Genomic DNA, 19791 nt, shown 5'->3' on the forward strand with positions numbered 1-19791 from the left:
GCTCCAGACTGGCTTGCCGCCATGAAGAAAGACCTTGGTTCATGTCCCTACGATCCCTTTTTCCTGTTTCTTCCAGAGGCGGAAAAGCCCTGAAATTCTCCTTCATCCCATTTTTGAAAAACGGCGCTCATTTTCCGGCTCAAAAGCCTCTTTTTTTGTCAGTGATTCAGCCGAAAACCCTTGAATTTCCTTGTCTCCACCAGTCAGGCTGGAGGAAATTCCAAGCCGTTCCTGTGCAATCGGATGCGCCAGAAACGCTGCAACGATCTGGTTGCGGAGATCACCACTCCATAACCTCATCTGTGAGGCTGAAAAAGGCGCCTGAGCATTGACCGGCAGGGAGCCATCAAAAGCCCTGTCCAGCAGCGTACCACGCTGATCCGTGTCAAGAGAGGCATAATCCTGTCCAAAAAGGCCCCGGGCATACAGTTCCAGAGAGGCAAGACCATCTTCCCAGGCGGCCATATCTGTCGGCAGATCGGCAAAACGCCATCCATCTCCAGGCCCAGCGAGAGCCTGATCGATCATGACTGCCAGATTGAGATGCAGCTCACCCAGAAGTGGTGCCTGTGGCAGAATGTCATCACAGACCAGCTCAAGAAGCTGAAAAGCCTCTGGGGAAAGATGTTTCCTCTGGCCCTGTTCCTGTTCCATTCTTTCGAGCAGGGCAGTGCGTGTCCGAGAGGATATGTGGTCTGACTGAAGAAAAGCGGGCAGGGTTCTGGTCATGAAAGGTTTCCTGCTGGAAAAGTGAAAAGACAAAGAGAAGGCTTTACCCTATAGCCTCATAGGGAGATATAAGGCTAATGAGAGGCCGGGTCTCTTCCGGGAGGTGGGAGGCCGGGACCATGTTTCAAGTTCTGGAAGGACAGGAGTCACGATGACGGTTGAGATTAAAGTCCCTGTGCTTGGTGAAAGCCTGAAACAGGCAACCGTGATGCGTTGGCTCAGACAGTCTGGCGATTACGTGAAGGCTGGTGAGACGGTTCTTGAGCTGGAAACGGACAAGGTCACGCTGGATGTGCCGGCTCCGGCAGCCGGGGCACTGAGCCATGATCTGCCGGAAGGAACGGATGTTGAGGTCGGGCAGGTCATTGCATTCGTGGATGATCAGGCAGCAGCCCCTGCGGTTGAGGAAAACAGGCAGCAGGACAGCCAGGACGTGGTGCAGGATGTGACGGACCATGGTCCAGCTGCTTCAGCAGAGGGAGAGCAGCCCGTGGTGACGGGAGGAGCTGTCACTCATCCGGCTCCTGCTGTGGCTGAACCGGTGGCCTCCCTTCCCGAAGACAGGGGAACGGGGGAGCGGCGTGTGCCGATGAGCCGCCTGCGTCAGACCATTGCCCGGAATCTCAAGGCAGCCCAGAACAGTGCCGCCATTCTGACAACGTTCAATGAAATTGACATGAGTGCCGTCAAGGCGCTGCGGAGCCAGTATCGGGAGCTGTTCGAGAAGAAGCATGAGGGGGCCCGTCTGGGGTTCATGTCGTTCTTTGCCCGTGCTGTCGTAGGGGCCCTGAAGGATTTTCCGGTGCTGAATGCCCGGATTGAAGGGCATGAGATCGTTTATCAGGATCATGTCAATCTGGGCATTGCCGTGGGGACGGAACGGGGGCTGGTCGTGCCCGTGCTGCGGAAGGCCGAGACACTTGGTTTTGCCGAGCTGGAGCGCCGCATTGCCGATTATGGCAAACGGGCTCGTAAGGGTGGCCTTGCCCTGAAAGAACTGGAAGGTGGCAGCTTTACCATCACCAATGGCGGGATTTTCGGGTCCCTGCTGTCCACGCCCATTCTCAATGCACCGCAGTCCGGTGTGCTGGGGATGCACGCCATCCAGGACCGGCCCGTGGCCCGGGATGGGCAGGTTGTCATCCGGCCCATGATGTATGTGGCCCTGTCCTATGATCATCGTCTGGTGGATGGACGGGAAGCGGTCAGTTTTCTTGTGAGGCTCAAGGAGCTGATCGAGGACCCCCGTCGCCTGCTGCTGGATATCTGACAGGTATCAGGTACGAAAAACCCCTCCGCCCATGATTTGGACGGAGGGGTTTTTCATCTGGTCAGTTACAGGGATACCGACCAGATATGGACTCAGTGGCCCCAGCCAGCAGGGATCTTGCCGCCATTGTTGGCAAGCTCGGTATAGACCTGCTTGATGAGCCAGACATTCATCGTGGCCGTGTCGTTCTTGTCCCCGGTATAGTGCAGATCGTCAGCAAGACTCTGACGGGCCTGCAGGGAGCTGTCGAGGCCCAGGAGCTTGAGCAGATCGACGATGGATTCCTTGTAGTTCAGAGGCTGGCCAGCCTTGGCGGCCAGTTCCTTCAGAACGGCATCCACATCCACCTGTGCGATGGACGGAGCCGCAGCACCGGCAGCTGGCTGTGCCGTATCCGCCGCCTTGGCAGAAGAGCCGAACAGGCTCGTGGCGAAGCTGGAAACCTTGGAAACGATGTCGTTGAAAAGACCCATGATATGTTCCTTCCCTGAAAGCAGGAATGACTGGTCGGTTATGACCCTGCCATCGGAAATGATGGCAGGGAACAGTGACAGAAAGGATCAGTAACGGTACAGGTCGTGCTTGAACGGCCCGTTGGGGGACACCCCGATATAATCCGCCTGAGCCTGTGTCATTCTGGAGAGCGTGGCGCCCACCTTTGCAAGATGGAGAGCGGCAACCTTTTCATCAAGGATTTTTGGCAGAGTATAAACTTTTCCTGCCTCATACTGGCCTGGTTTTGCATTCCAGAGTTCGATCTGTGCCAGCGTCTGGTTGGTGAAGGAGGCGGACATCACGAAGGACGGATGGCCTGTGGCGTTGCCCAGATTGACCAGACGGCCTTCGGAGAGAAGGATGAGGCGGCGGTTCGGGGCCAGCTCGATCTCATCAACCTGCGGCTTGATGTTGGTCCATTTGTGGTTGCGCAGGGCGGAGACCTGAATCTCGCTGTCAAAATGCCCGATATTGCAGACAATGGCCCGGTCCTTCATCTCACGCATATGTTCGATGGTGATGATGTCCTCGTTGCCGGTACAGGTTACGAAGATGTCGCCACGGGGAGCGGCATTTTCCATCGTGACGACCTCATAACCTTCCATGGCAGCCTGAAGGGCGCAGATCGGGTCAACTTCCGTCACCAGCACGCGGCAGCCTGCGCTGCGGAGGGAAGCGGCAGAGCCTTTGCCCACGTCACCATAACCGGCCACAACAGCCACCTTGCCGGCCATCATGACATCGGTGCCACGGCGGATGGCATCCACGAGGCTCTCACGGCAGCCATAGAGGTTGTCGAACTTGGACTTGGTCACGCTGTCATTGACATTGATGGCCGGAACCTTGAGCAGCCCCTTGCGCTCCATGTCCCAGAGGCGATGCACGCCCGTCGTGGTTTCCTCGGAAATGCCACGGACCTCCTTGAGGAGCTCGGGGTATTTCTCATGCATGAGGGTTGTCAGGTCACCACCATCATCAAGGATCATGTTGGGGGTCCAGCCATCCGGCCCCTTGATGGTCTGCTCGATGCACCAGATGAATTCTTCCTCGTTCATGCCCTTCCAGGCGAAAACGGGAATGTTGGCGGCGGCAATGGCGGCAGCTGCCTGGTCCTGGGTGGAGAATACGTTGCAGGAGGACCAGCGGACTGTGGCACCGAGGGCGATCAGCGTCTCGATCAGCACGGCGGTCTGGATGGTCATGTGCAGGCAGCCGGCAATCCGGGCACCCTTCAGCGGCTGGCTGGCGCCATATTCCTCGCGGAGGGCCATCAAGCCCGGCATTTCGCCCTCGGCAATGGAGATTTCCTTGCGGCCCCAGTCGGCCAGGGACATGTCACGAACCTTGTAGTCCTGCGTAGCCATATGTGTTTCCTTGGTTTTTGGCAGTTGATGATCATGGATGGAACAGCAGGCAGGCGAGGCCTCCATGCGGTTCCTGCACCGGGAAACTATAGAGCCTTGCCGTAAGGCTGGAAAGAAGAACGGACCAACAGTTTTCCGTTACAAAATGGTGTCATCCATATTGCGTCCCATCGGGCAACGTGTCAGAGAACGGGCGGTATTCATGTGTCTGGAGCCTTGGCTCTTCCCGGTGCAAAGGGATGTCCTGCCACCTTCAGTCCGGGCAGGAAAACTGTAATGGGGGGTGGCTGTGCCCGACAATACTGTTCCGAATTTTCCTTTTACAGTGCTTGACCCGTCCCTGAAGGAGGCCCACCCCATGGCCCGGATCAAGGGCCTTGTCTGGGCTGTCCGTGCCGTGCCGGGGCAGGGGATCATGCCGCTGGATGCCGAGGACGTGCAGCGTATCCTCCAGTCTCCCGGGGAAGAAGGCTATGAGGCGGCGTCCGGAGAGAATGGCTGGTGCTGGCTGCATTTCGATACGGTTCACAGTTCTGCCCGTACCCATGTGGGGCGGCTGCCGGGGATGCCGGAAGATGTGGGGACCATGCTGGCGGAAACGGATTACGGCATTGCCCTTGAAGCTGCCGATGATACGGTCTGGGGGGCCCTGCCCGCCTTTGACGATGCCCTGGCGGAGGAGGACCGGGAGATTTGCGCCTGGCGCTTTGCCATGCGGCAGAATATCCTGATCACGACACGGCGCACGCCCATTCCCGTACTGGGGTCGGCCTACCGGTCTCTCCAGACACAGGGGGTACCCCGCAATCCGGCTGGGGTGATAGACCGTGTCCTGCGGGATTTTACCGGGACGGTCCGCCGCCAGCTGGCCCAGCTTGATGACGAGCTGGACAGGGCGGAAGATGTTCTGCTGGCCATTGTCCACGGGTCCGATCTTGGGCATCTTGGTGGTATCGTGGGTAAGGTGAGGCGCCGTTCGACAGAGCTGCGGCGTGTTGTCATGCCGATCGACCGTGTCCTGCGGGATGAAGACCTCGAGTTGCCGGAATGGGCCGAGGATGACCTGCGGGACCGGGCTGAACGGCAGATTCACGCAGCCCTTGATGATCTCATTGCCTTGCAGGATCGGGCCCGTTCCCTACAGGATGAGCTGGCTTCCAGCCAGGCGGAAGAAACAAACCGCCGTCTGTGCATCGTGTCCATCGTGACGACCCTCATGCTGCCGGCCACGCTGGTCACGGGGTTCTTCGGCATGAATACGGGGGGCATGTTTCTGGCCTCTGGTGGGTTGGGGACCATTTTTGCTGGTGGGCTGTGTGTGGTTGCCATGGCCGTGACCTTCATTTTCATGAAAATGGCCCGACTGTTCTGAGGAAGCTGACTGGTCCTGCTGATGACTGAAATAAACAGGAATACGTTATTGCATATCATTCTCATAAACTGAGGTGATGTCTCTGTTCAATGACATTGATCAAATAGAACTTCACATTATTTTTGAAGAAAGAGGGGATGGACACTGTCCGAAAACCTGCCTACTTTCCCTAATCGAGGGTTGATATCGGACTGGATCAGGACTGTTTATTAGTGAAACAGGATCAATCATTTTCCTTTTCCTCCGGATGTTACCTATTTTCCATGGTCAGATAAAAGGTAGGAGTCCTTGAATGTCTGATAAGAATATCATTCGCACGACCGCTGGTGCCCCTTGGGTCAGCAACCAGGACAGCAAGTCTGCCGGTCCTCGCGGACCGCTTCTGCTGGAAAACTATCAGCTGATAGAGAAGCTCGCTCATCAGAACCGTGAGCGCATCCCGGAGCGTACCGTGCACGCCAAGGGCGTTGGTGCTCATGGAACGCTGACCATCACCAAGGACATCACGAAGTACAGCTGCGCATCCATCTTCTCCGAGGTCGGCAAGAAGACGGACATGTTCCTGCGTGCATCCACCGTGGCCGGTGAGCGTGGTGCTGCCGATGCCGAGCGTGACGTGCGTGGCTGGGCCCTGAAGTTCTACACGGATGACGGCAACTGGGACCTGGTGGGCAACAACACCCCGGTCTTCTTCATCCGTGATCCCATCAAGTTCCCGGACTTCATCCATACGCAGAAGCGTCATCCCCGCACAAACCTGCGTTCTGCCACGGCAGCCTGGGACTTCTGGTCCCTCAGCCCGGAGAGCCTGCATCAGGTGACGATCCTGATGTCCGATCGTGGCATCCCCAAGGGCATCCGCAACATGAACGGGTATGGCAGCCACACCTATTCACTGTGGAATGCCAAGGGTGAGCGCTTCTGGGTGAAGTTCCACTTCAAGACCCAGCAGGGCCATGAGTTCTATACGACCGAGGAAGCTGCTGAGGTCGTGGCCAAGACCCGTGAGTCCACCCAGGAAGACCTGTACGAGAACATCGAGAAGGGGAACTTCCCCAAATGGACGTTCTACATCCAGGTGATGGAAGAGGAAGAGGCCGAGCGCGTCAACTTCAACCCGTTTGACGTGACCAAGGTCTGGTCCCACAAGGACTATCCGCTGATCGAAGTCGGTGAGCTGGAGCTGAACCGCAACCCGGATGATTATTTCTCCGAGGTTGAGCAGGCTTCCTTCTCCCCGTCCAACATCGTGCCGGGCATCGGTTTCTCTCCGGACAAGATGCTTCAGGGCCGTATCTTCGCCTATGCGGATGCTCACCGCTACCGTGTCGGCACACATTACGAGTCCCTGCCGATCAACCGTCCGAAGTTCAAGGTGAAGAACTATCATCTTGATGGTGCCATGCGCTTTGATGAGCCGAAGCGTGGCGATGGTGACTTCTACGAGCCGAACTCCTTCGGTGGTCCGGTTGAAGACAAGGCTGCGATGGAGCCGCCGCTGCGCGTGAGCGGGGACGCCACCTACTACGATCACCGTAGCGATGGTGATGACTTTGCACAGCCGCGTGCTCTGTATCATCTCTTCGATGATGCCCAGAAACAGCGCCTGTACAACAACATTGCCGGTGCCATGGCTGGCGTGCCGCAGAACATTGTCGAGCGTCAGCTGGGTCTCTTCGAAAAGGTTGACCCGGCCTATGCTGAAGGTGTCCGCAAGGCACTGAAGGGCTGAAACCGCTTTTCGCTTCCTCTTCCGGTATGACCGGAAGGGGAACAGTTAAAAGGCTCTCCGGATATCATGCCGGAGAGCCTTTTTTCATGTCGGATCAGTCTGCCCGGCGGAAGGTGAGATGGTCCTGCCCGAAGGAATGGGAGAGTTCCTGCCCCGGCGGAAGCCTGCCAAGCTGGATGAGCGTCTCCAGATGGTCAGCCAGACATGTCGTGATGGGGCCGAGTGCCAGCCCGTGAGGTTTTTCCGAAAGGAAGGAGGCCGGGCCGATCATCGTGCCATCAGCTGTCCGGACGCTGGCCAAGCCCCGGTCAAAGAGCATGGCAAGTCCGAGCAGGGCCTCACCTGTCAGAGGCAGGAAATACCCCAGTGGGGTCATTTTCGGTGCATCGAAATGAATCTCATGGAGATCGGTGCCAATGCTGATCCAACCCTGGTTGCCGTCTACGCAACGCAGGGCGATGCTGTCCTGCAATGTGGAGAAAACGTCAATTTCCGGCAGGGGAAAGGGCAGGGACGCCTGTTTCCTGAAACGGGCCCGGATGGGGGAGGAAGCATAATTGCGCCGTGTCAGGGGGGACTGTAGATGGAGGCTCAATCCTGGCACGGCCCGGGTATCAAAAAGTTGCCGGATGATCCTGTCATTGAGGGTATCATGGCCCAGCATCTGCCCTGTTGCATCCAGCAGCCACAGGGGCGGAGAGGTGGTCTGGTCCGTGTGATCAGTGTTCATGCAATGTGGCTCCCTGCCCGGATTCCCTACAGGCTTATATGTTTCACGGGAAACATGCCAGATGGAACATCCTTCTTTCCGGGCAGGGAGCTGTCAGATCATGATGTCGTATCTACCAGAATGATTTCCGAATCTTCCAGCGCTTCAAGCGTGATGGTGTCTTCCCCTGCAATGGCCGCCCCACTGCGTGCCGTGATGGTCTGCCCATTCAGCAGCAGGGTGCCTTTTGCAGGAACAAGATAACCCAGTCGGCCAGGTGTGAATGCGTAACTGGCCTGCTGTCCTTTCTGGAGGGAAAGCCCCAGAACACGGGCATCAGTATGGATGGGCAGGGCATCTTTGTCATCGGCATGACCAGACGCCAGAACGGTGAACTGGCCTGTCTGCTCTCCTTTGGGGAAACGCCGTGTCGCCCAGGATGGTCCGTGCCCTTTGTCTGTCGGGATGATCCATATCTGGAATATCTGTGTGGGGATGGGTTCATTGTTGTATTCGCTGTGGAAAATGCCCGTTCCAGCGGACATGACCTGCACATCTCCAGCCTCGGTCCGCCCCGTGTTGCCGAGACTGTCCCGGTGCGTGATGGCGCCCTGGCGGACATAGGTGATGATCTCCATGTCCCGGTGGGGATGGGTGTCAAACCCGGTGCCGGGGGCGATGGTATCATCATTCCAGACACGCAGGCGCCCCCAGCCCATGCGGTCATGATCCAGATAATGGGCGAAAGAGAAATGGTGCCGGGCATCCAGCCACCCATGTGAGGCATGGCCGAGCTGGTCAAAGGGGCGAATATCAATCATGGTGTCATTCCTTGCTGGTTCAGCTCACCCACCATGTAAGGCGTGAAGAGAGCGGATCACACAGGCATGAAAGAAAGACATTCTTTCCATATTTTGCATCATGACCTGTCAGCAGCCAGAGGCTGGCAGGAGGGGACGGAATTATGAAATTGCCGGATTTCGAGGCGTGGGCCATTTTTGCCAGGGTGGCCGAGCATGGGTCTTTCTCGCAGGCTGCCAGGGAACTTCATCTTTCACCCCCCACTGTCTCAAAAGCGATCAGTCGGTTGGAGCAGTCTCTTGGTGTCGCCCTGTTCAGCCGCAATTCCCGGCATATGTCCCTTACACAGACAGGGCAGCTTGCGCTGGAGCGGGCCAATCGCATGTTCATGGAGGCGGAAGCGGCAGAGAATGAGGTGCGGGGTGGCCGTATCCGTCCTTCCGGTCTGATCCGGATGACGGCTCCAACTACCTTCGGGCTTCGGTATGTTTCCGCAGCTCTGCCATCTTTCCTGAGGGCTTACCCGGAGATTGATATTGCCATCACGTTTACGGACAGTTTCGTGGATCTCGTTTCAGAAGGTTATGATGTGGCGATCCGCATTGCGGCTCTGGAGGATTCGGCGCTCAGGGCCCGCAGGGTATGTACGGTACGACGCCTGCTTGTGGCCTCCCCGGACTATCTGGCCCAGCAGGGTGAGCCTGCCCATCCGCGGGAACTGGAGGGGAGGAAGAGCTTTGTCTATGTCAACGGGTCATCATGCGGGGCCATCCGGCTGATGGAAAAAGCGACAGGGGCAGTCCATACATTGTCCCAGACGGCACGACTCCAGTCCGACAATGCGGAAGGATTCCTGCCAGCGCTGGAGTCCGGGCTTGGCTTCGGACTGATGCCGGATTTCATGGTGAGTGAAGCCATGCAGGAGGGTCGGTTGCAGGAAATGATGCCGGGCTGGAAGGCGGACGACATTGCCCTTTATCTCGTCACATCCGCCACAAAGCTGCGGCCTCAGAGGGTGAGCCTGCTCATGGAGCATCTCATCCGCCAGTTCAGCACACCGCCATGGCGGCTGTCCGACTGAAAGCGGACTGATGAAATCCGAAAAGCATCCTTTCCCGATTTTCTATATCCAGTCTGGAAAGGTGGCGTTACCTCTTGTGAAGGTTTCAGTGTTCCCGGTAGCGGGAAAGACCGACAGATCAAGGATGTATCGTCATGTCAAAAGTGCTCGTGCTTTATTATTCATCTTACGGTCACGTGGAGACCATGGCCCACAGCATTGCCGAAGGTGTACGTGCAACGGGCGTAGAGGCCGTTGTGAAGCGTGTGCCAGAGCTGGTGCCGGAGGAGGCTGCCAGAGCGCATCACTTCAAGCTGGAACAGGACGCACCTGTTGCAACGCCGGCTGAGCTGGTCGAGTATGATGGTATCATCATCGGGGCTCCGACCCGTTTCGGGCGTCTGCCGGCACAGATGGCCAATTTCTGGGATCAGACCGGTGGTCTCTGGGCCAAAGGGGAGCTGATCGGCAAGGTGGGGGCTGTCTTCACCTCCACGGCAACCCAGCATGGTGGGCAGGAAACGACACTCTATTCCCTGATGTCCAACCTGCTGCATCATGGCATGGTCATCAGCGGTCTGCCCTACAGTTTCCAGGGGCAGATGCGTAGTGACGAGATCGTAGGTGGCGCTCCTTATGGGGCCACAACCATCGCCAATGGTGACGGTTCCCGCCAGCCGAGCGAGACAGACCTGGAGGGGGCCCGTTTCCTTGGCAGGCATGTGGCCGGACTGGTCAGGAAGCTGTCCTGAGTTTTCCCGAAAGCCTTTATTCACGCACAGAAGAGACGGACATGGGGGCCGGGTTGCGGCCCCCATGTCTGTTTTCAGTGTTTCATGTGAAACATGATCAGCCCGGGACAGGCCTGTGCCGGTCGCCAACCAGCAGGCATTTCTTCATCACGCTGGAGAGAACTGCCTCCTTCAGGAAGCGGAACCGGCCATGCTTCGGAGGAATCGGATAATTGCTCTGTGCTGGTATCGTGCAGCCATAGATGCGGACAAGCAGCGTAAAATGGCTGAAGATGTGTTTGACCTCTCCACAATCTTCCCACTGTGCCTGCAAGGGGGCGTAGCGGGTAAAGGCCGTTTCGGCCAGCCGTGCAGGCGAAGGCGTGCTTTGGCTTTCGGACCATGGTGTGCCGGGAAGGTCGTCCGTTCCTCCCAGCAGACCTTCCGGCGGTCGTGAGCGGAGCAGGACACGGCCTTCCGGATCGATGACACGGAAAAGAATGGCATGACGGGTCGGGCGGGCTTTCTTCTTCTGTCGGGCAGGGAGCGCTTCAGCCATGTTGCGGGCTCGGGCGAGGCAGCCGTCCTGCCATGGGCACGTCAGACAGGAGGGTGAGCGGGGCGAGCAGAGGCTCGCCCCAAGGTCGAACAGGGCCTGAGCAAAATCGGAAGGGCGGGCCTGTGCTGCCGGATCGTCATTCAGATGGCTGGCAAGACGGGCCAGCAGGGGGCGGGCAGCGGGTAGCGGGTCTTCCACGGCATTGAGGCGGGCCGTGATGCGCTCCACATTGCCATCAACCGGAACGGTCGGAATATTGAAGGCAATGGCGGCAATGGCCCGGGATGTATAGGCCCCGATTCCGGGGAGTGTCTGCAATCCTTCGACCGTACGGGGAAAGGCTCCCAGCTTATGAACGGCCTGAGCACAGGCATGAAGATTTCGTGCCCGTGCGTAATAGCCCAGCCCGGCCCAGAGCTGGAGCACCTCTTCCTGCGGCGCTTCCGCCAGAGCATCAACTGTCGGAAAGCGGGCCAGAAACCGCTGGTAATAGGGAATGACCGTCTGCACGACTGTCTGCTGGAGCATGATCTCGCTCAGCCAGACATGGTACGGGTCTGCCTGCTGGCCGGGTGCGGCACGCCAGGGCAGGGTACGGCGATGATGGTCATACCAATGGAGAAGGAGGGAAGCATCAGGTGTCACGCCGGTGTCTATGACGAAGAAACAGCATCGGGGCAAGGGCTGGCCTTGCTGAAACGTTTCCGTCTGCTCCCGTGATGATGGTATGGAGAGTCCATACGCAGCATACTGGGATGGGTCGGATGGCAGATGAAACAGGAATGAAAAAAACTGCCCGTTCATCAGCATCGGGGCAGGACCGGAAAGCGGATGGCAAGGGCTGGAGCGATTACCGTCGAGGCAAGGGCCGGATGATCGGGGCCCTGCTGCCCCCCCTGACAAAACCCATTTTCCGCAAGAAATCACCGCTGTTCGTGCGTCTGCTCATGGAGTGGGAGACGCTGGTCGGTCCAGCGCTGGCGGAGGTGAGCGAACCCTGCCGCCTGCGGCCCGGCGTGTTGACCATACGCTGCTGTGGTCCGGCAGCGGTGGAGATGCAGTACGCAGCGCCCCGTCTTCTGGCCAACATCAATACAGCCTGTGGTCTTTATGGAGATGAAGCGCTGAAACAGATCAAGCTGTTACAGGATCGGCCTGTCCAGCGTAAGTCGTCCCACAGGCCCCAGAAGAAATGGAAGGATGCGGCGCCAGTTCCCGTAAATGGTATCGAGGATGCCGGGTTGAAAGAAACGCTGGAGCGTCTTGGTGGGCATATCCGGGCCAAAAAACAGGGGACAAAAAAAGCCCGCCGCTTTTGAGGGCGGCAGGCCATGCCCGTGTCATTGGCCCGAGGCCGAAGACACGGGGACAATGGGAGGATATGTCAGTCGGTCACGATATCGGCAGCCGTGTAGCCCTGCGCAAAGAGGTGCGTCCGCATCCCGGTAAAGTTGACCTGCTGTTCAATCACCTGCCGGACATTCGGCTTGGCGTGATAGGCAATGCCAAGACCTGCTGCCTTGAGCATGGGGATGTCGTTGGCACCATCACCTGTTGTCAGGCTGGCAGAGAGCTTGACGCCCCGCTCGGCACAGATGGTCTCCAGATGTTCTTTCTTGGCATCCGGGCCGAGGATTTTGCCGATCAGCTGGCCGGTGATGATGCCGTCCTTGATCTCAAGCTGGTTGCCGTAATGTTCATCAAAGCCGAGCTTTTTGGCAGCCCGCTCGGTGAACCAGTCGAACCCACCGGAGATGAGGGCCGTGCGTGCGCCATTGGCCTTCATGGTCTGCACCAGCTCCCTGATACCATCAGTGAAAGGCAGATGTTCCAGAACATCCTTCAGCAGGGATTCAGGATGGCCCTTCAGGCCGATGGTGCGCTTGCGGAGGGATTCATCAAACTCCATCTCGCCATTCATGGCACGCTTGGTGATTTCGGCTACATAGTCGCCCGTGCCTGTTGCCTTGGCCAGATCATCCAGCGTTTCGCCATCGAAGATGGTGCTGTCCATGTCGGACACCAGCACGGCTTTGCGGCGGCCACGGGTCTTGGTGAGAATGGCATCAACCTTGTAGGGAGCCAGGGCGGCACGGATTGTTGCAGGCGTGGCATCGCCGGGCCCGGGTGTCGGGCAGAAAATGTCAACGGCCTCGCCTTCGGACAGAACGACCGGCGGCTCACCTTTGACAAGATTGCGGGCAATGTCGATCGCCTCTTTGGGAAGGGTCCCATGGCGGCGATTGGCAACAAGAGTCAGAACACAGGGAAGGGACATGACATCTCTCGCTAAAAGATCAGAAGATATGGCAGGATAGGTGTATGAACTCTTCTGAAAACGCCCTCATTGTGGCGGGACCGACCTGTTCGGGCAAGTCAGCTTTGGCCTTTCATTTGGCAGACCTGTATTGTGGTACGGTCATCAATGCAGATTCCATGCAGGTTTACAGGGAGCTGCGCATCCTCACTGCCCGCCCCGGGAAGGAAGAGGAAGCAGCCATTCCCCATCGTCTTTATGGGGTATTGCCCGCAGCCATACCCGGCAGTGTGGCCTGGTGGCGGGAGCAGGCCCTGGCAGAAATCGCCGCCTGCCGTAGCGCCGGGCGGCTGCCCATCCTCTGTGGTGGCACGGGCATGTATCTCCGTGCCCTGACGGATGGCCTCGTGGAGGTCCCCGACCCCGGAGAAGCAGCCCGGCAGGAGGCCCGGACCCTGCTGGAGGCGATCGGCCCGGAGGCCCTGCACGAAAAGTTGATGCAGGCTGATCCGCAGACGGCCTCCCGTCTTCATCCACAGGATTCCCAGCGTATCAGCCGGGCCTGGGAGGTTCTGGCAGGAACCGGGCGAGGGCTGGCCTCATGGCAGGAGGATAGGGCACTGCCAGCGGCACCCTGCCGTTTCATCTCACTTCAGCTTGACCCGCCCCGGGATGAGCTGCGGGTTTCCATTGTCCGGCGTTTTGATGACATGGTGGCTGCTGGTGCGCTGGATGAGGTGGCGGCCTTGCGGGAGCAGAATCTGCCCGCCAGCCTGCCCGCCATGCGTGCCCATGGTGTGCCGGAGCTGGGACAGGTGCTGGAGGGGCAGTGCAGCCTGGAGGACGCCCGGCTGGCTGCTACCCGTGCCATTGGCCGCTATACCCGCCGGCAGGCTACATGGTTCCGGCACCATAGGCTGAGCCGGGAGGGAGATGGCGAAATAATATTTCAAAGAACCAGTGGAAGAGAGTTCTTTTCGAGTAAAAAAATGCGCGAAATTGAATATTTTATATCATCCAGAATTGACGGACCCGCTCCGGAACGATAGAGCAGAAGCGTTGCGTTAAACGGCGAAAGGACAGACGCCATGCCTGCCAGCGAGACAGCTCCCATGATGGCAACAGGTGCTGAAGTCATTCTGCGTGTTCTTGAGGAAGAAGGCGTGGATGTCATTTTCGGTTATCCCGGCGGTGCGGTCCTTCCCATTTACGATGCTCTCTTCAAACAGAAGAAGATCCGGCACATTCTGGTCCGGCACGAGCAGGCGGCAACCCATGCGGCCGAGGCCTATGCCCGTTCCACCGGCAAGGTCGGTGTGGTGCTGGTGACATCCGGCCCTGGTGCGACCAATGCCGTGACCGGCCTGATGGATGCGAAGATGGATTCCATCCCGCTGGTCTGTCTGGCCGGACAGGTGCCCGTGCCGCTGATCGGCAAGGATGCGTTTCAGGAAGCGGACATGGTGGGCATCACCCGGCCTGCGACCAAGAAGAGTGTTCAGGTGCGGGAAGCCGAGGCTCTGGCTCCAACCATTCGGGAAGCTTTCGCTCTGGCCCGTTCCGGCCGTCCCGGTCCGGTTCTGGTGGACCTGCCCAAGAACATCACGGTGTCCGAGGCTCCCCTGCCGCCCCGTCCAGCGGAAGTGGTAGAGGAAAAGGCGACTACGGCTCTGGATGCTCAGGCGGTCAGCCAGGCCGTCGAGGCCATGAAGAAGGCCCGCAAGCCTCTGCTTTATGTTGGTGGTGGTGTCATCAATGCCGGGCCGGAGGCGGCAAAGCTGCTGCGCCAGCTGGCAGAGAAGACCGGTTTCCCCGTGACATCCACCCTGATGGGGTTGGGGGCCTATCCGTCTTCCAGTGATCATTTTCTGGGGATGCTGGGCATGCATGGTGCCGTGGAAGCCAACATGGCGGCCCATGACTGCGACGTACTGGTCGCCTTGGGTGCCCGGTTTGATGACCGGGTGACGGGCCGTGTTGACGGGTTCTCTCCCCATTCCTTCAAGATACAGGCGGACATTGATCCCCGGGAATTCGGCAAGATCATCAAGGTTGATGTGGCTCTGAAGGGGGACCTGAAGGCCACGCTGCACGCTCTTCTGGAAGGCTGGGGAGACAGTGCAGCCCCGGACCTGTCCGGCTGGTGGCAGGAGATCGACCAGTGGCGGGCTGTTGACGGTTTCGGGTTCGAGCAGGACAGGGCCGCCACGGCCACCATCAAGCCGCAATATGCCATCAGCCGCCTGTATGAGCAGGTGAAGGCCAGCGGGCGGGACTGCTTCGTTTCCACCGAGGTGGGGCAGCATCAGATGTGGGCCGCCCAGCATTTCGGGTTTGATGAGCCCAATCACTGGCTGACATCCGGTGGTCTGGGCACGATGGGTTACGGTCTGCCTGCTGCCGTGGGGGCACAGATTGCCCACCCTGACGGGCTGGTGATTGATATTGCCGGCGAGGCATCCACCCTGATGAATATTCAGGAGCTGGGAACCATTGCCCAGTACCGCTTGCCGGTGAAGATCTTCATCCTGAACAACCAGTATATGGGCATGGTGCGGCAGTGGCAGGAGCTGGTGCATGATTCCCGCTATTCCCAGTCCTACAGTGCAGCCCTGCCGGATTTCGTGAAGCTGGCGGAATCGTTCGGCATCCGTGGTCTGCGGGTCGAGACGCTGGGCGGGCTGGATGAGGCCATCGAGACCATGCTGACCCATGAGGGGCCGGTGCTGGTGGATGTGCATGTGGAGCAGGAAGAATGCTGCTTCCCGATGATCCCGTCCGGGGCCAGCCATGACCAGATGCTTCTGGGGCCGGGGCGTGTTTTCGGTGGGGCCGAGCTGACAGAAGAAGGCAAACGCCTCGTCTGAATGAAGTTTTGCCGGTCATCCTGCTCCTGTTCCGGGGCGGGAAGGCTGGATGGAGTGTTTCATGTCCGGGGAGTGTCTCCCCATCTGGGGCAGGATGATTGAGGGGCCTGCACCCGTTGTGAGGAAGGAAAAAAGTCATGCGTGTTTATTATGATCGTGATGCGGACATCAATCTGATCTGTGAAAAGAAGGTCGCCATCATCGGGTATGGCAGCCAGGGTCATGCCCATGCCAACAACCTGCGTGACAGCGGTGTGAAGGATATCGTTGTGGCGCTGCGCCCGGAATCCAAGGCAAAGGCCAAGGCGGAGGCAGCGGGTTTCCGTGTCGTTACCCCGGCCGAAGCCGCAGCCTGGGCTGATGTCGTGATGATCCTGACACCGGATGAAGGCCAGGCCGCCCTGTACAGGGAACAGCTGGCCCCGAACCTGAAGCCCGGCACGGCTCTGGTGTTTGCTCATGGTCTGGCCATCCATTTCCGTCTGATCGAGCCGAGCCCCGAGATGGACGTGTTCCTGATCGCTCCGAAGGGCCCTGGCCACACTGTGCGTTCTGAATACCAGCGTGGCGGTGGTGTGCCCTGCCTGGTGGCCGTGCATCAGGATGCTTCCGGCCAGGCCAAGGATGTAGCTCTGGCTTACGCTTCCGCTGTTGGCGGCGGCCGTGCTGGCGTGATTGAGACCAGCTTCCGTGAGGAAGTGGAAACAGACCTGTTTGGTGAGCAGGCTGTGCTGTGTGGTGGTACGATCGAGCTGATCAAGGCCGGGTTTGAGACACTGGTGGAAGCAGGCTACGCACCGGAGATGGCCTATTTCGAGTGTCTGCATGAGATGAAGCTGATTGTGGACCTGCTGTATGAGGGCGGCATTTCCAACGTCAACTACTCCATCTCCAATACGGCGGAGTATGGTGAGTATGTCAGCGGGCCGCGCGTTGTGACCCCGGCCGCCAAGGAGGCCATGCGTGAGGTGCTGAAGGACATCCAGAATGGAACCTTCGTGCGCAACTTCATTCTGGAGAACCAGTCCGGTAATGTGGGCTTCAAGGCGTCCCGTGCCCGTGATGAACAGCATCAGATTGAGCAGGTTGGCGCAAAACTGCGTGAGATGATGCCGTGGATCGCCAAGAACAAGCTGGTTGACAAGACCCGCAACTGAGGTCCGATGACCGGTCTTTACGAATGGGGAGGATTTTCCTCCCCATTTTTTATTGTGGCTTCATTTGGGCATTTTCTGTTCAGAAAGAAAGAATAGAGTTGCGTTGAGGGTTATATTCCCCTAGAGGTCAACCCTTCCGCTCCTTCATTGGGGGAGGATGCGGCAATCTGCTGGTTCAGGGGTACGTTATGGACGCACTTGCTCGACTGGGGATGGAATCGGACCTTCCGAGAGATATCCAGAATACTGAGGCAATCGATACAATCGCTGATTGTAAGGACTTTTTCATCAAGCGTGATGGGATCACCTACGCAGGGAACCATCTCCTCATCGATTTCTGGAATGCCAGAAATCTGGATGACCCCGATCAGATCGACGCCACTTTGAGGCGTGCTGCCGAGGCAGCCGGGGCGACCATTCTGCATGGTCATTTCCACCATTTCACACCCAATGGCGGTGTATCTGGTGTGCTGGTACTGGCCGAAAGCCATATTTCCATCCATACATGGCCCGAGCGTCATTTCGCCGCTGTCGACATTTTCATGTGCGGTGTGTGCGATCCCAACATGTCCGTCCCTGTCATGCAGGAGCTGTTTCAGGCAGGACGTGTGGAGATTGATGCTTTCAGGCGTGGACGTGTCAGCTCGACACGGCATACGGGCCGGTAAGCCGGATAGGGAAAGGCCAGGGGGTTTTTCCCTCAATTTCCAATGGATTCCATGGAGTGTTCCTGTTCGCTGGCCAGCGTCCATGCTGGAGGGGGAGCAGGGGTAAGGAGCGGCGTTTGTGCTGGCCTCCCCGTGATGGAGGGCGGCAGGCGTCGTTGATTGAAGAAAGGATGCCGCCATGACATCTGGCACGTCTTCCGGGACCTGGTTCAACGAGGCCCTCTATCCCGATTGGGGCCAGCGTTTCAGGGTTGTGAAAGAACTGGCCTACAGGAAGTCCCCGTTTCAGGACATCCGCATTTTCGAGAGCAGCAGCCATGGCCGTGTGCTGGTGCTGGACGGTATCGTGCAGATCACGGAGCGGGATGAGTTCATCTATCAGGAGATGCTGGCTCATGTGCCGCTCTTCATGCATCCGAACCCAAAACGTGTTCTCATCATCGGGGCCGGTGATGGTGGTGTGCTGCGTCGTGTTCTCCAGCACAGGACGGTCGAGAAAGCCGTCATGGTGGAAATTGATGGTGACGTGATCGAACTCTCCAAGCAACACCTGCCGATGTTTGGCAAGGATGCGTGGAATGACCCGAGGGCTGAGGTCATCGTTGGGGACGGGATCGATTACGTCAAGAAATCTGGTGATGCAGCCTTTGATGTCATCATCGTGGATAGCACGGACCCGATCGGCGTGGGTGATGTGCTTTTCACAGATGATTTCTATGAGAACTGCGCCCGCATCCTTTCGGATGAAGGGATCATCGTCAATCAGTGTGGCGTGCCGTTCCAGCAGGCAGATGAGCTGCGGGAGACAACGGCCCGTCGTGCGAAATTCTTCCCGCATGTCACGGCCTATCTGGCTGCCGTGCCAACCTATGTTGGTGGGTTCATGACACTGGGCATGGCCAAGAAGGGGGCTCCGCCGCACCGTCCGGACGAGGTCGAGCTGGCCCGTCGTGCACAGGGCATTGCGGAAGGCTGCCAGTACTGGACGCCAGAGGTGCATGTTGCCTCTTTCAGCCTGCCCCCCTATATCGCCCAGAACCTCCCTCGTTCATGAGGCCATAGAGAAGGATCCCCACCATGCGCCGGACTACAATCGCAGACTTCCAGACCATGAAGGATGAGGGTCGGCGGATCGCCATGCTCACGGTCTATGATTACGCTTCGGCCCTGATTGCCGAGCAGGCGGGCGTGCCGGTCATTCTGGTGGGGGATTCTCTGGGCATGGTCATGCAGGGGCGGGATACGACCCTGCCCGTGCGTGTGGAGGACATGATCTATCATGCACGGATGGTCCGCCAGGGCAGCCATAAAGCCCTTATTGTGGTCGACCTGCCCTTCCTTTCCTATGCTACCGAGCAGGATGCCGTGGATGCGGCCCGCCGTGTGATGCAGGAGGGTGGTGGACAGGCCCTGAAGCTGGAAGGCGGTCGGGAGATTGCCCCGGTCGTGCGTCGGCTGACGGAAATGGGTGTGCCCGTCATGGGGCATCTGGGTCTGACACCGCAGTCCCAGCATCAGATCGGCCTGCGGGCGCAGGCAAAGCAGGTCGAGGCCGCCCGTAAACTTCTGGATGATGCCCGTGCGCTGGAGGAGGCCGGAGCTTTCGGTATTGTGCTGGAGGTCATTCCCGCCGAGCTGGCCGAGCTGGTTTCCAGAACCCTGACCATTCCGACCATCGGGATCGGAGCCGGGCCGGGTTGTGATGGGCAGGTCCAGGTCTGGCATGACGTGCTGGGTCTTTTCGAAGGCAAATCCCCTCGTCATGCCCATCGGTTTGCTGAAATCGGAGAGCAGATGGTTGGAGCCTTGTCCCATTATGTCCGGCAGGTTGAGGAAGGCTCTTTCCCGACACAGGCACAGAGCGTGAGCATGAAGTCGGATGTACTGGCCAGCCTGAAGGCGGGGGAATGACCAGCTCCCCCAGGTGGGGAACGTGGTGAAGCCTTGCCCGGGCCCGGATTGTCAGACGGGGATGAAGCTGGCAGAGTGGTGAACTTCCCCTGTATTTACAGGATAAAAC

At 58.5% G+C, this 19791-nt stretch carries 19 protein-coding genes; 12 read left to right on the top strand and 7 right to left on the bottom strand.

The features are described from left to right. Positions 1-102 precede the first annotated feature (102 nt). On the bottom strand, positions 103-729 hold the full coding sequence (locus ASO19_RS07055) for a gluconate 2-dehydrogenase subunit 3 family protein (protein ID WP_043559155.1): 627 nt from the start codon (positions 727-729) through the stop codon (positions 103-105). A 151-nt stretch (positions 730-880) separates the two neighbouring features. Between ASO19_RS07055 and sucB the strand changes: the two genes are divergently transcribed. Continuing rightward, positions 881-1999, top strand: coding sequence for a dihydrolipoyllysine-residue succinyltransferase (gene sucB / locus ASO19_RS07060; RefSeq protein WP_043559157.1), 1119 nt, complete (start codon positions 881-883; stop codon positions 1997-1999). Positions 2000-2091: 92 nt separating this feature from the next. Here sucB and ASO19_RS07065 read toward each other — a convergent pair whose 3' ends face one another. After that, complete coding sequence (locus ASO19_RS07065) at positions 2092-2472, bottom strand: DUF3597 domain-containing protein (protein ID WP_086431613.1); 381 nt, start codon at positions 2470-2472, stop codon at positions 2092-2094. 87 nt (positions 2473-2559) lie between these two features. Continuing rightward, entirely contained in the window at positions 2560-3858 is a 1299-nt protein-coding gene (gene ahcY, locus ASO19_RS07070) for an adenosylhomocysteinase (RefSeq protein ID WP_043559515.1), read from the bottom strand. A gap of 358 nt (positions 3859-4216) precedes the next feature. Between ahcY and ASO19_RS07075 the strand changes: the two genes are divergently transcribed. Beyond that, positions 4217-5230 (top strand): CorA family divalent cation transporter, encoded by a 1014-nt coding sequence (locus ASO19_RS07075; protein WP_154981076.1) that lies wholly within the window; start codon positions 4217-4219, stop codon positions 5228-5230. Positions 5231-5522: 292 nt separating this feature from the next. After that, positions 5523-6962 (top strand): catalase, encoded by a 1440-nt coding sequence (locus tag ASO19_RS07080; protein ID WP_043559164.1) that lies wholly within the window; start codon positions 5523-5525, stop codon positions 6960-6962. A gap of 94 nt (positions 6963-7056) precedes the next feature. Here ASO19_RS07080 and ASO19_RS07085 read toward each other — a convergent pair whose 3' ends face one another. Then, positions 7057-7692, bottom strand: a complete 636-nt coding sequence (locus ASO19_RS07085) for a hypothetical protein (RefSeq protein WP_043559167.1) — start codon at positions 7690-7692, stop codon at positions 7057-7059. Between the two features lie 98 nt (positions 7693-7790). Further along, the gene (locus tag ASO19_RS07090) at positions 7791-8492 is read right to left on the bottom strand and encodes a pirin family protein (protein WP_081562447.1); all 702 of its coding nucleotides are present in this window, start codon (positions 8490-8492) and stop codon (positions 7791-7793) included. Between the two features lie 143 nt (positions 8493-8635). Here ASO19_RS07090 and ASO19_RS07095 point away from each other — a divergent pair, with 143 nt between their 5' ends. Both ASO19_RS07095 and wrbA read left to right on the top strand, forming a co-directional pair. Further along, positions 8636-9553, top strand: a complete 918-nt coding sequence (locus ASO19_RS07095; RefSeq protein WP_103765694.1) for a LysR family transcriptional regulator — start codon at positions 8636-8638, stop codon at positions 9551-9553. Positions 9554-9687: 134 nt separating this feature from the next. Further along, a complete protein-coding gene (gene wrbA, locus ASO19_RS07100) occupies positions 9688-10284 on the top strand; it encodes an NAD(P)H:quinone oxidoreductase (protein WP_043559176.1) in 597 nt (198 codons plus the stop codon). A 97-nt stretch (positions 10285-10381) separates the two neighbouring features. Here wrbA and ASO19_RS07105 read toward each other — a convergent pair whose 3' ends face one another. Further along, on the bottom strand, positions 10382-11467 hold the full coding sequence (locus tag ASO19_RS07105; RefSeq protein ID WP_103765706.1) for an A/G-specific adenine glycosylase: 1086 nt from the start codon (positions 11465-11467) through the stop codon (positions 10382-10384). 137 nt (positions 11468-11604) lie between these two features. On the opposite strand from ASO19_RS07105, the gene ASO19_RS07110 reads away from it, so the two are divergent. Then, the gene (locus ASO19_RS07110) at positions 11605-12141 is read left to right on the top strand and encodes a DUF721 domain-containing protein (protein ID WP_181005228.1); all 537 of its coding nucleotides are present in this window, start codon (positions 11605-11607) and stop codon (positions 12139-12141) included. 65 nt (positions 12142-12206) lie between these two features. On the opposite strand, the gene serB is transcribed toward ASO19_RS07110, so the two are convergent. Next, positions 12207-13100, bottom strand: a complete 894-nt coding sequence (gene serB / locus ASO19_RS07115; protein WP_081562451.1) for a phosphoserine phosphatase SerB — start codon at positions 13098-13100, stop codon at positions 12207-12209. A gap of 44 nt (positions 13101-13144) precedes the next feature. Between serB and miaA the strand changes: the two genes are divergently transcribed. The 6 genes from miaA (at position 13145) to panB (ending at position 19682) form a co-directional block, all read left to right on the top strand. Further along, entirely contained in the window at positions 13145-14128 is a 984-nt protein-coding gene (gene miaA / locus ASO19_RS07120) for a tRNA (adenosine(37)-N6)-dimethylallyltransferase MiaA (RefSeq protein ID WP_103765696.1), read from the top strand. Positions 14129-14167: 39 nt separating this feature from the next. Continuing rightward, complete coding sequence (ilvB, locus tag ASO19_RS07125) at positions 14168-15946, top strand: biosynthetic-type acetolactate synthase large subunit (RefSeq protein WP_103765697.1); 1779 nt, start codon at positions 14168-14170, stop codon at positions 15944-15946. A gap of 137 nt (positions 15947-16083) precedes the next feature. After that, positions 16084-17103 carry a ketol-acid reductoisomerase gene (gene ilvC / locus ASO19_RS07130; protein ID WP_081562454.1) on the top strand — a complete coding sequence of 340 codons (1020 nt, stop codon included), beginning with the start codon at positions 16084-16086 and terminating at the stop codon, positions 17101-17103. Positions 17104-17291: 188 nt separating this feature from the next. Beyond that, the gene (gene speD, locus ASO19_RS07135) at positions 17292-17771 is read left to right on the top strand and encodes an adenosylmethionine decarboxylase (protein WP_043559194.1); all 480 of its coding nucleotides are present in this window, start codon (positions 17292-17294) and stop codon (positions 17769-17771) included. Between the two features lie 178 nt (positions 17772-17949). Further along, positions 17950-18825 carry a polyamine aminopropyltransferase gene (speE, locus tag ASO19_RS07140; RefSeq protein WP_043559197.1) on the top strand — a complete coding sequence of 292 codons (876 nt, stop codon included), beginning with the start codon at positions 17950-17952 and terminating at the stop codon, positions 18823-18825. Between the two features lie 23 nt (positions 18826-18848). Next, positions 18849-19682 carry a 3-methyl-2-oxobutanoate hydroxymethyltransferase gene (gene panB, locus ASO19_RS07145; RefSeq protein ID WP_043559201.1) on the top strand — a complete coding sequence of 278 codons (834 nt, stop codon included), beginning with the start codon at positions 18849-18851 and terminating at the stop codon, positions 19680-19682. Positions 19683-19791: the final 109 nt, after the last annotated feature.

Origin of the sequence: Parasaccharibacter apium (assembly GCF_002917995.1) — a bacterium.
Taxonomy (GTDB): Bacteria; Pseudomonadota; Alphaproteobacteria; order Acetobacterales; family Acetobacteraceae; genus Bombella; species Bombella apis.

Bases quoted from the DNA above. Each gene is read 5' to 3' on its own strand.
- ASO19_RS07055 (WP_043559155.1), bottom strand. From the start codon at position 729: ATGACCAGAACCCTGCCCGCTTTTCTTCAGTCAGACCACATATCCTCT.
- ASO19_RS07090 (WP_081562447.1), bottom strand. From the start codon at position 8,492: ATGATTGATATTCGCCCCTTTGACCAGCTCGGCCATGCCTCACATGGG.
- speD (WP_043559194.1), top strand. From the start codon at position 17,292: ATGGACGCACTTGCTCGACTGGGGATGGAATCGGACCTTCCGAGAGAT.
- ASO19_RS07095 (WP_103765694.1), top strand. From the start codon at position 8,636: ATGAAATTGCCGGATTTCGAGGCGTGGGCCATTTTTGCCAGGGTGGCC.
- speE (WP_043559197.1), top strand. From the start codon at position 17,950: ATGACATCTGGCACGTCTTCCGGGACCTGGTTCAACGAGGCCCTCTAT.
- ASO19_RS07065 (WP_086431613.1), bottom strand. From the start codon at position 2,472: ATGGGTCTTTTCAACGACATCGTTTCCAAGGTTTCCAGCTTCGCCACG.
- ASO19_RS07085 (WP_043559167.1), bottom strand. From the start codon at position 7,692: ATGAACACTGATCACACGGACCAGACCACCTCTCCGCCCCTGTGGCTG.
- ASO19_RS07110 (WP_181005228.1), top strand. From the start codon at position 11,605: ATGAAAAAAACTGCCCGTTCATCAGCATCGGGGCAGGACCGGAAAGCG.
- serB (WP_081562451.1), bottom strand. From the start codon at position 13,100: ATGTCCCTTCCCTGTGTTCTGACTCTTGTTGCCAATCGCCGCCATGGG.
- ASO19_RS07080 (WP_043559164.1), top strand. From the start codon at position 5,523: ATGTCTGATAAGAATATCATTCGCACGACCGCTGGTGCCCCTTGGGTC.
- wrbA (WP_043559176.1), top strand. From the start codon at position 9,688: ATGTCAAAAGTGCTCGTGCTTTATTATTCATCTTACGGTCACGTGGAG.
- sucB (WP_043559157.1), top strand. From the start codon at position 881: ATGACGGTTGAGATTAAAGTCCCTGTGCTTGGTGAAAGCCTGAAACAG.
- ASO19_RS07075 (WP_154981076.1), top strand. From the start codon at position 4,217: ATGGCCCGGATCAAGGGCCTTGTCTGGGCTGTCCGTGCCGTGCCGGGG.
- panB (WP_043559201.1), top strand. From the start codon at position 18,849: ATGCGCCGGACTACAATCGCAGACTTCCAGACCATGAAGGATGAGGGT.
- miaA (WP_103765696.1), top strand. From the start codon at position 13,145: ATGAACTCTTCTGAAAACGCCCTCATTGTGGCGGGACCGACCTGTTCG.
- ilvB (WP_103765697.1), top strand. From the start codon at position 14,168: ATGCCTGCCAGCGAGACAGCTCCCATGATGGCAACAGGTGCTGAAGTC.
- ahcY (WP_043559515.1), bottom strand. From the start codon at position 3,858: ATGGCTACGCAGGACTACAAGGTTCGTGACATGTCCCTGGCCGACTGG.
- ilvC (WP_081562454.1), top strand. From the start codon at position 16,084: ATGCGTGTTTATTATGATCGTGATGCGGACATCAATCTGATCTGTGAA.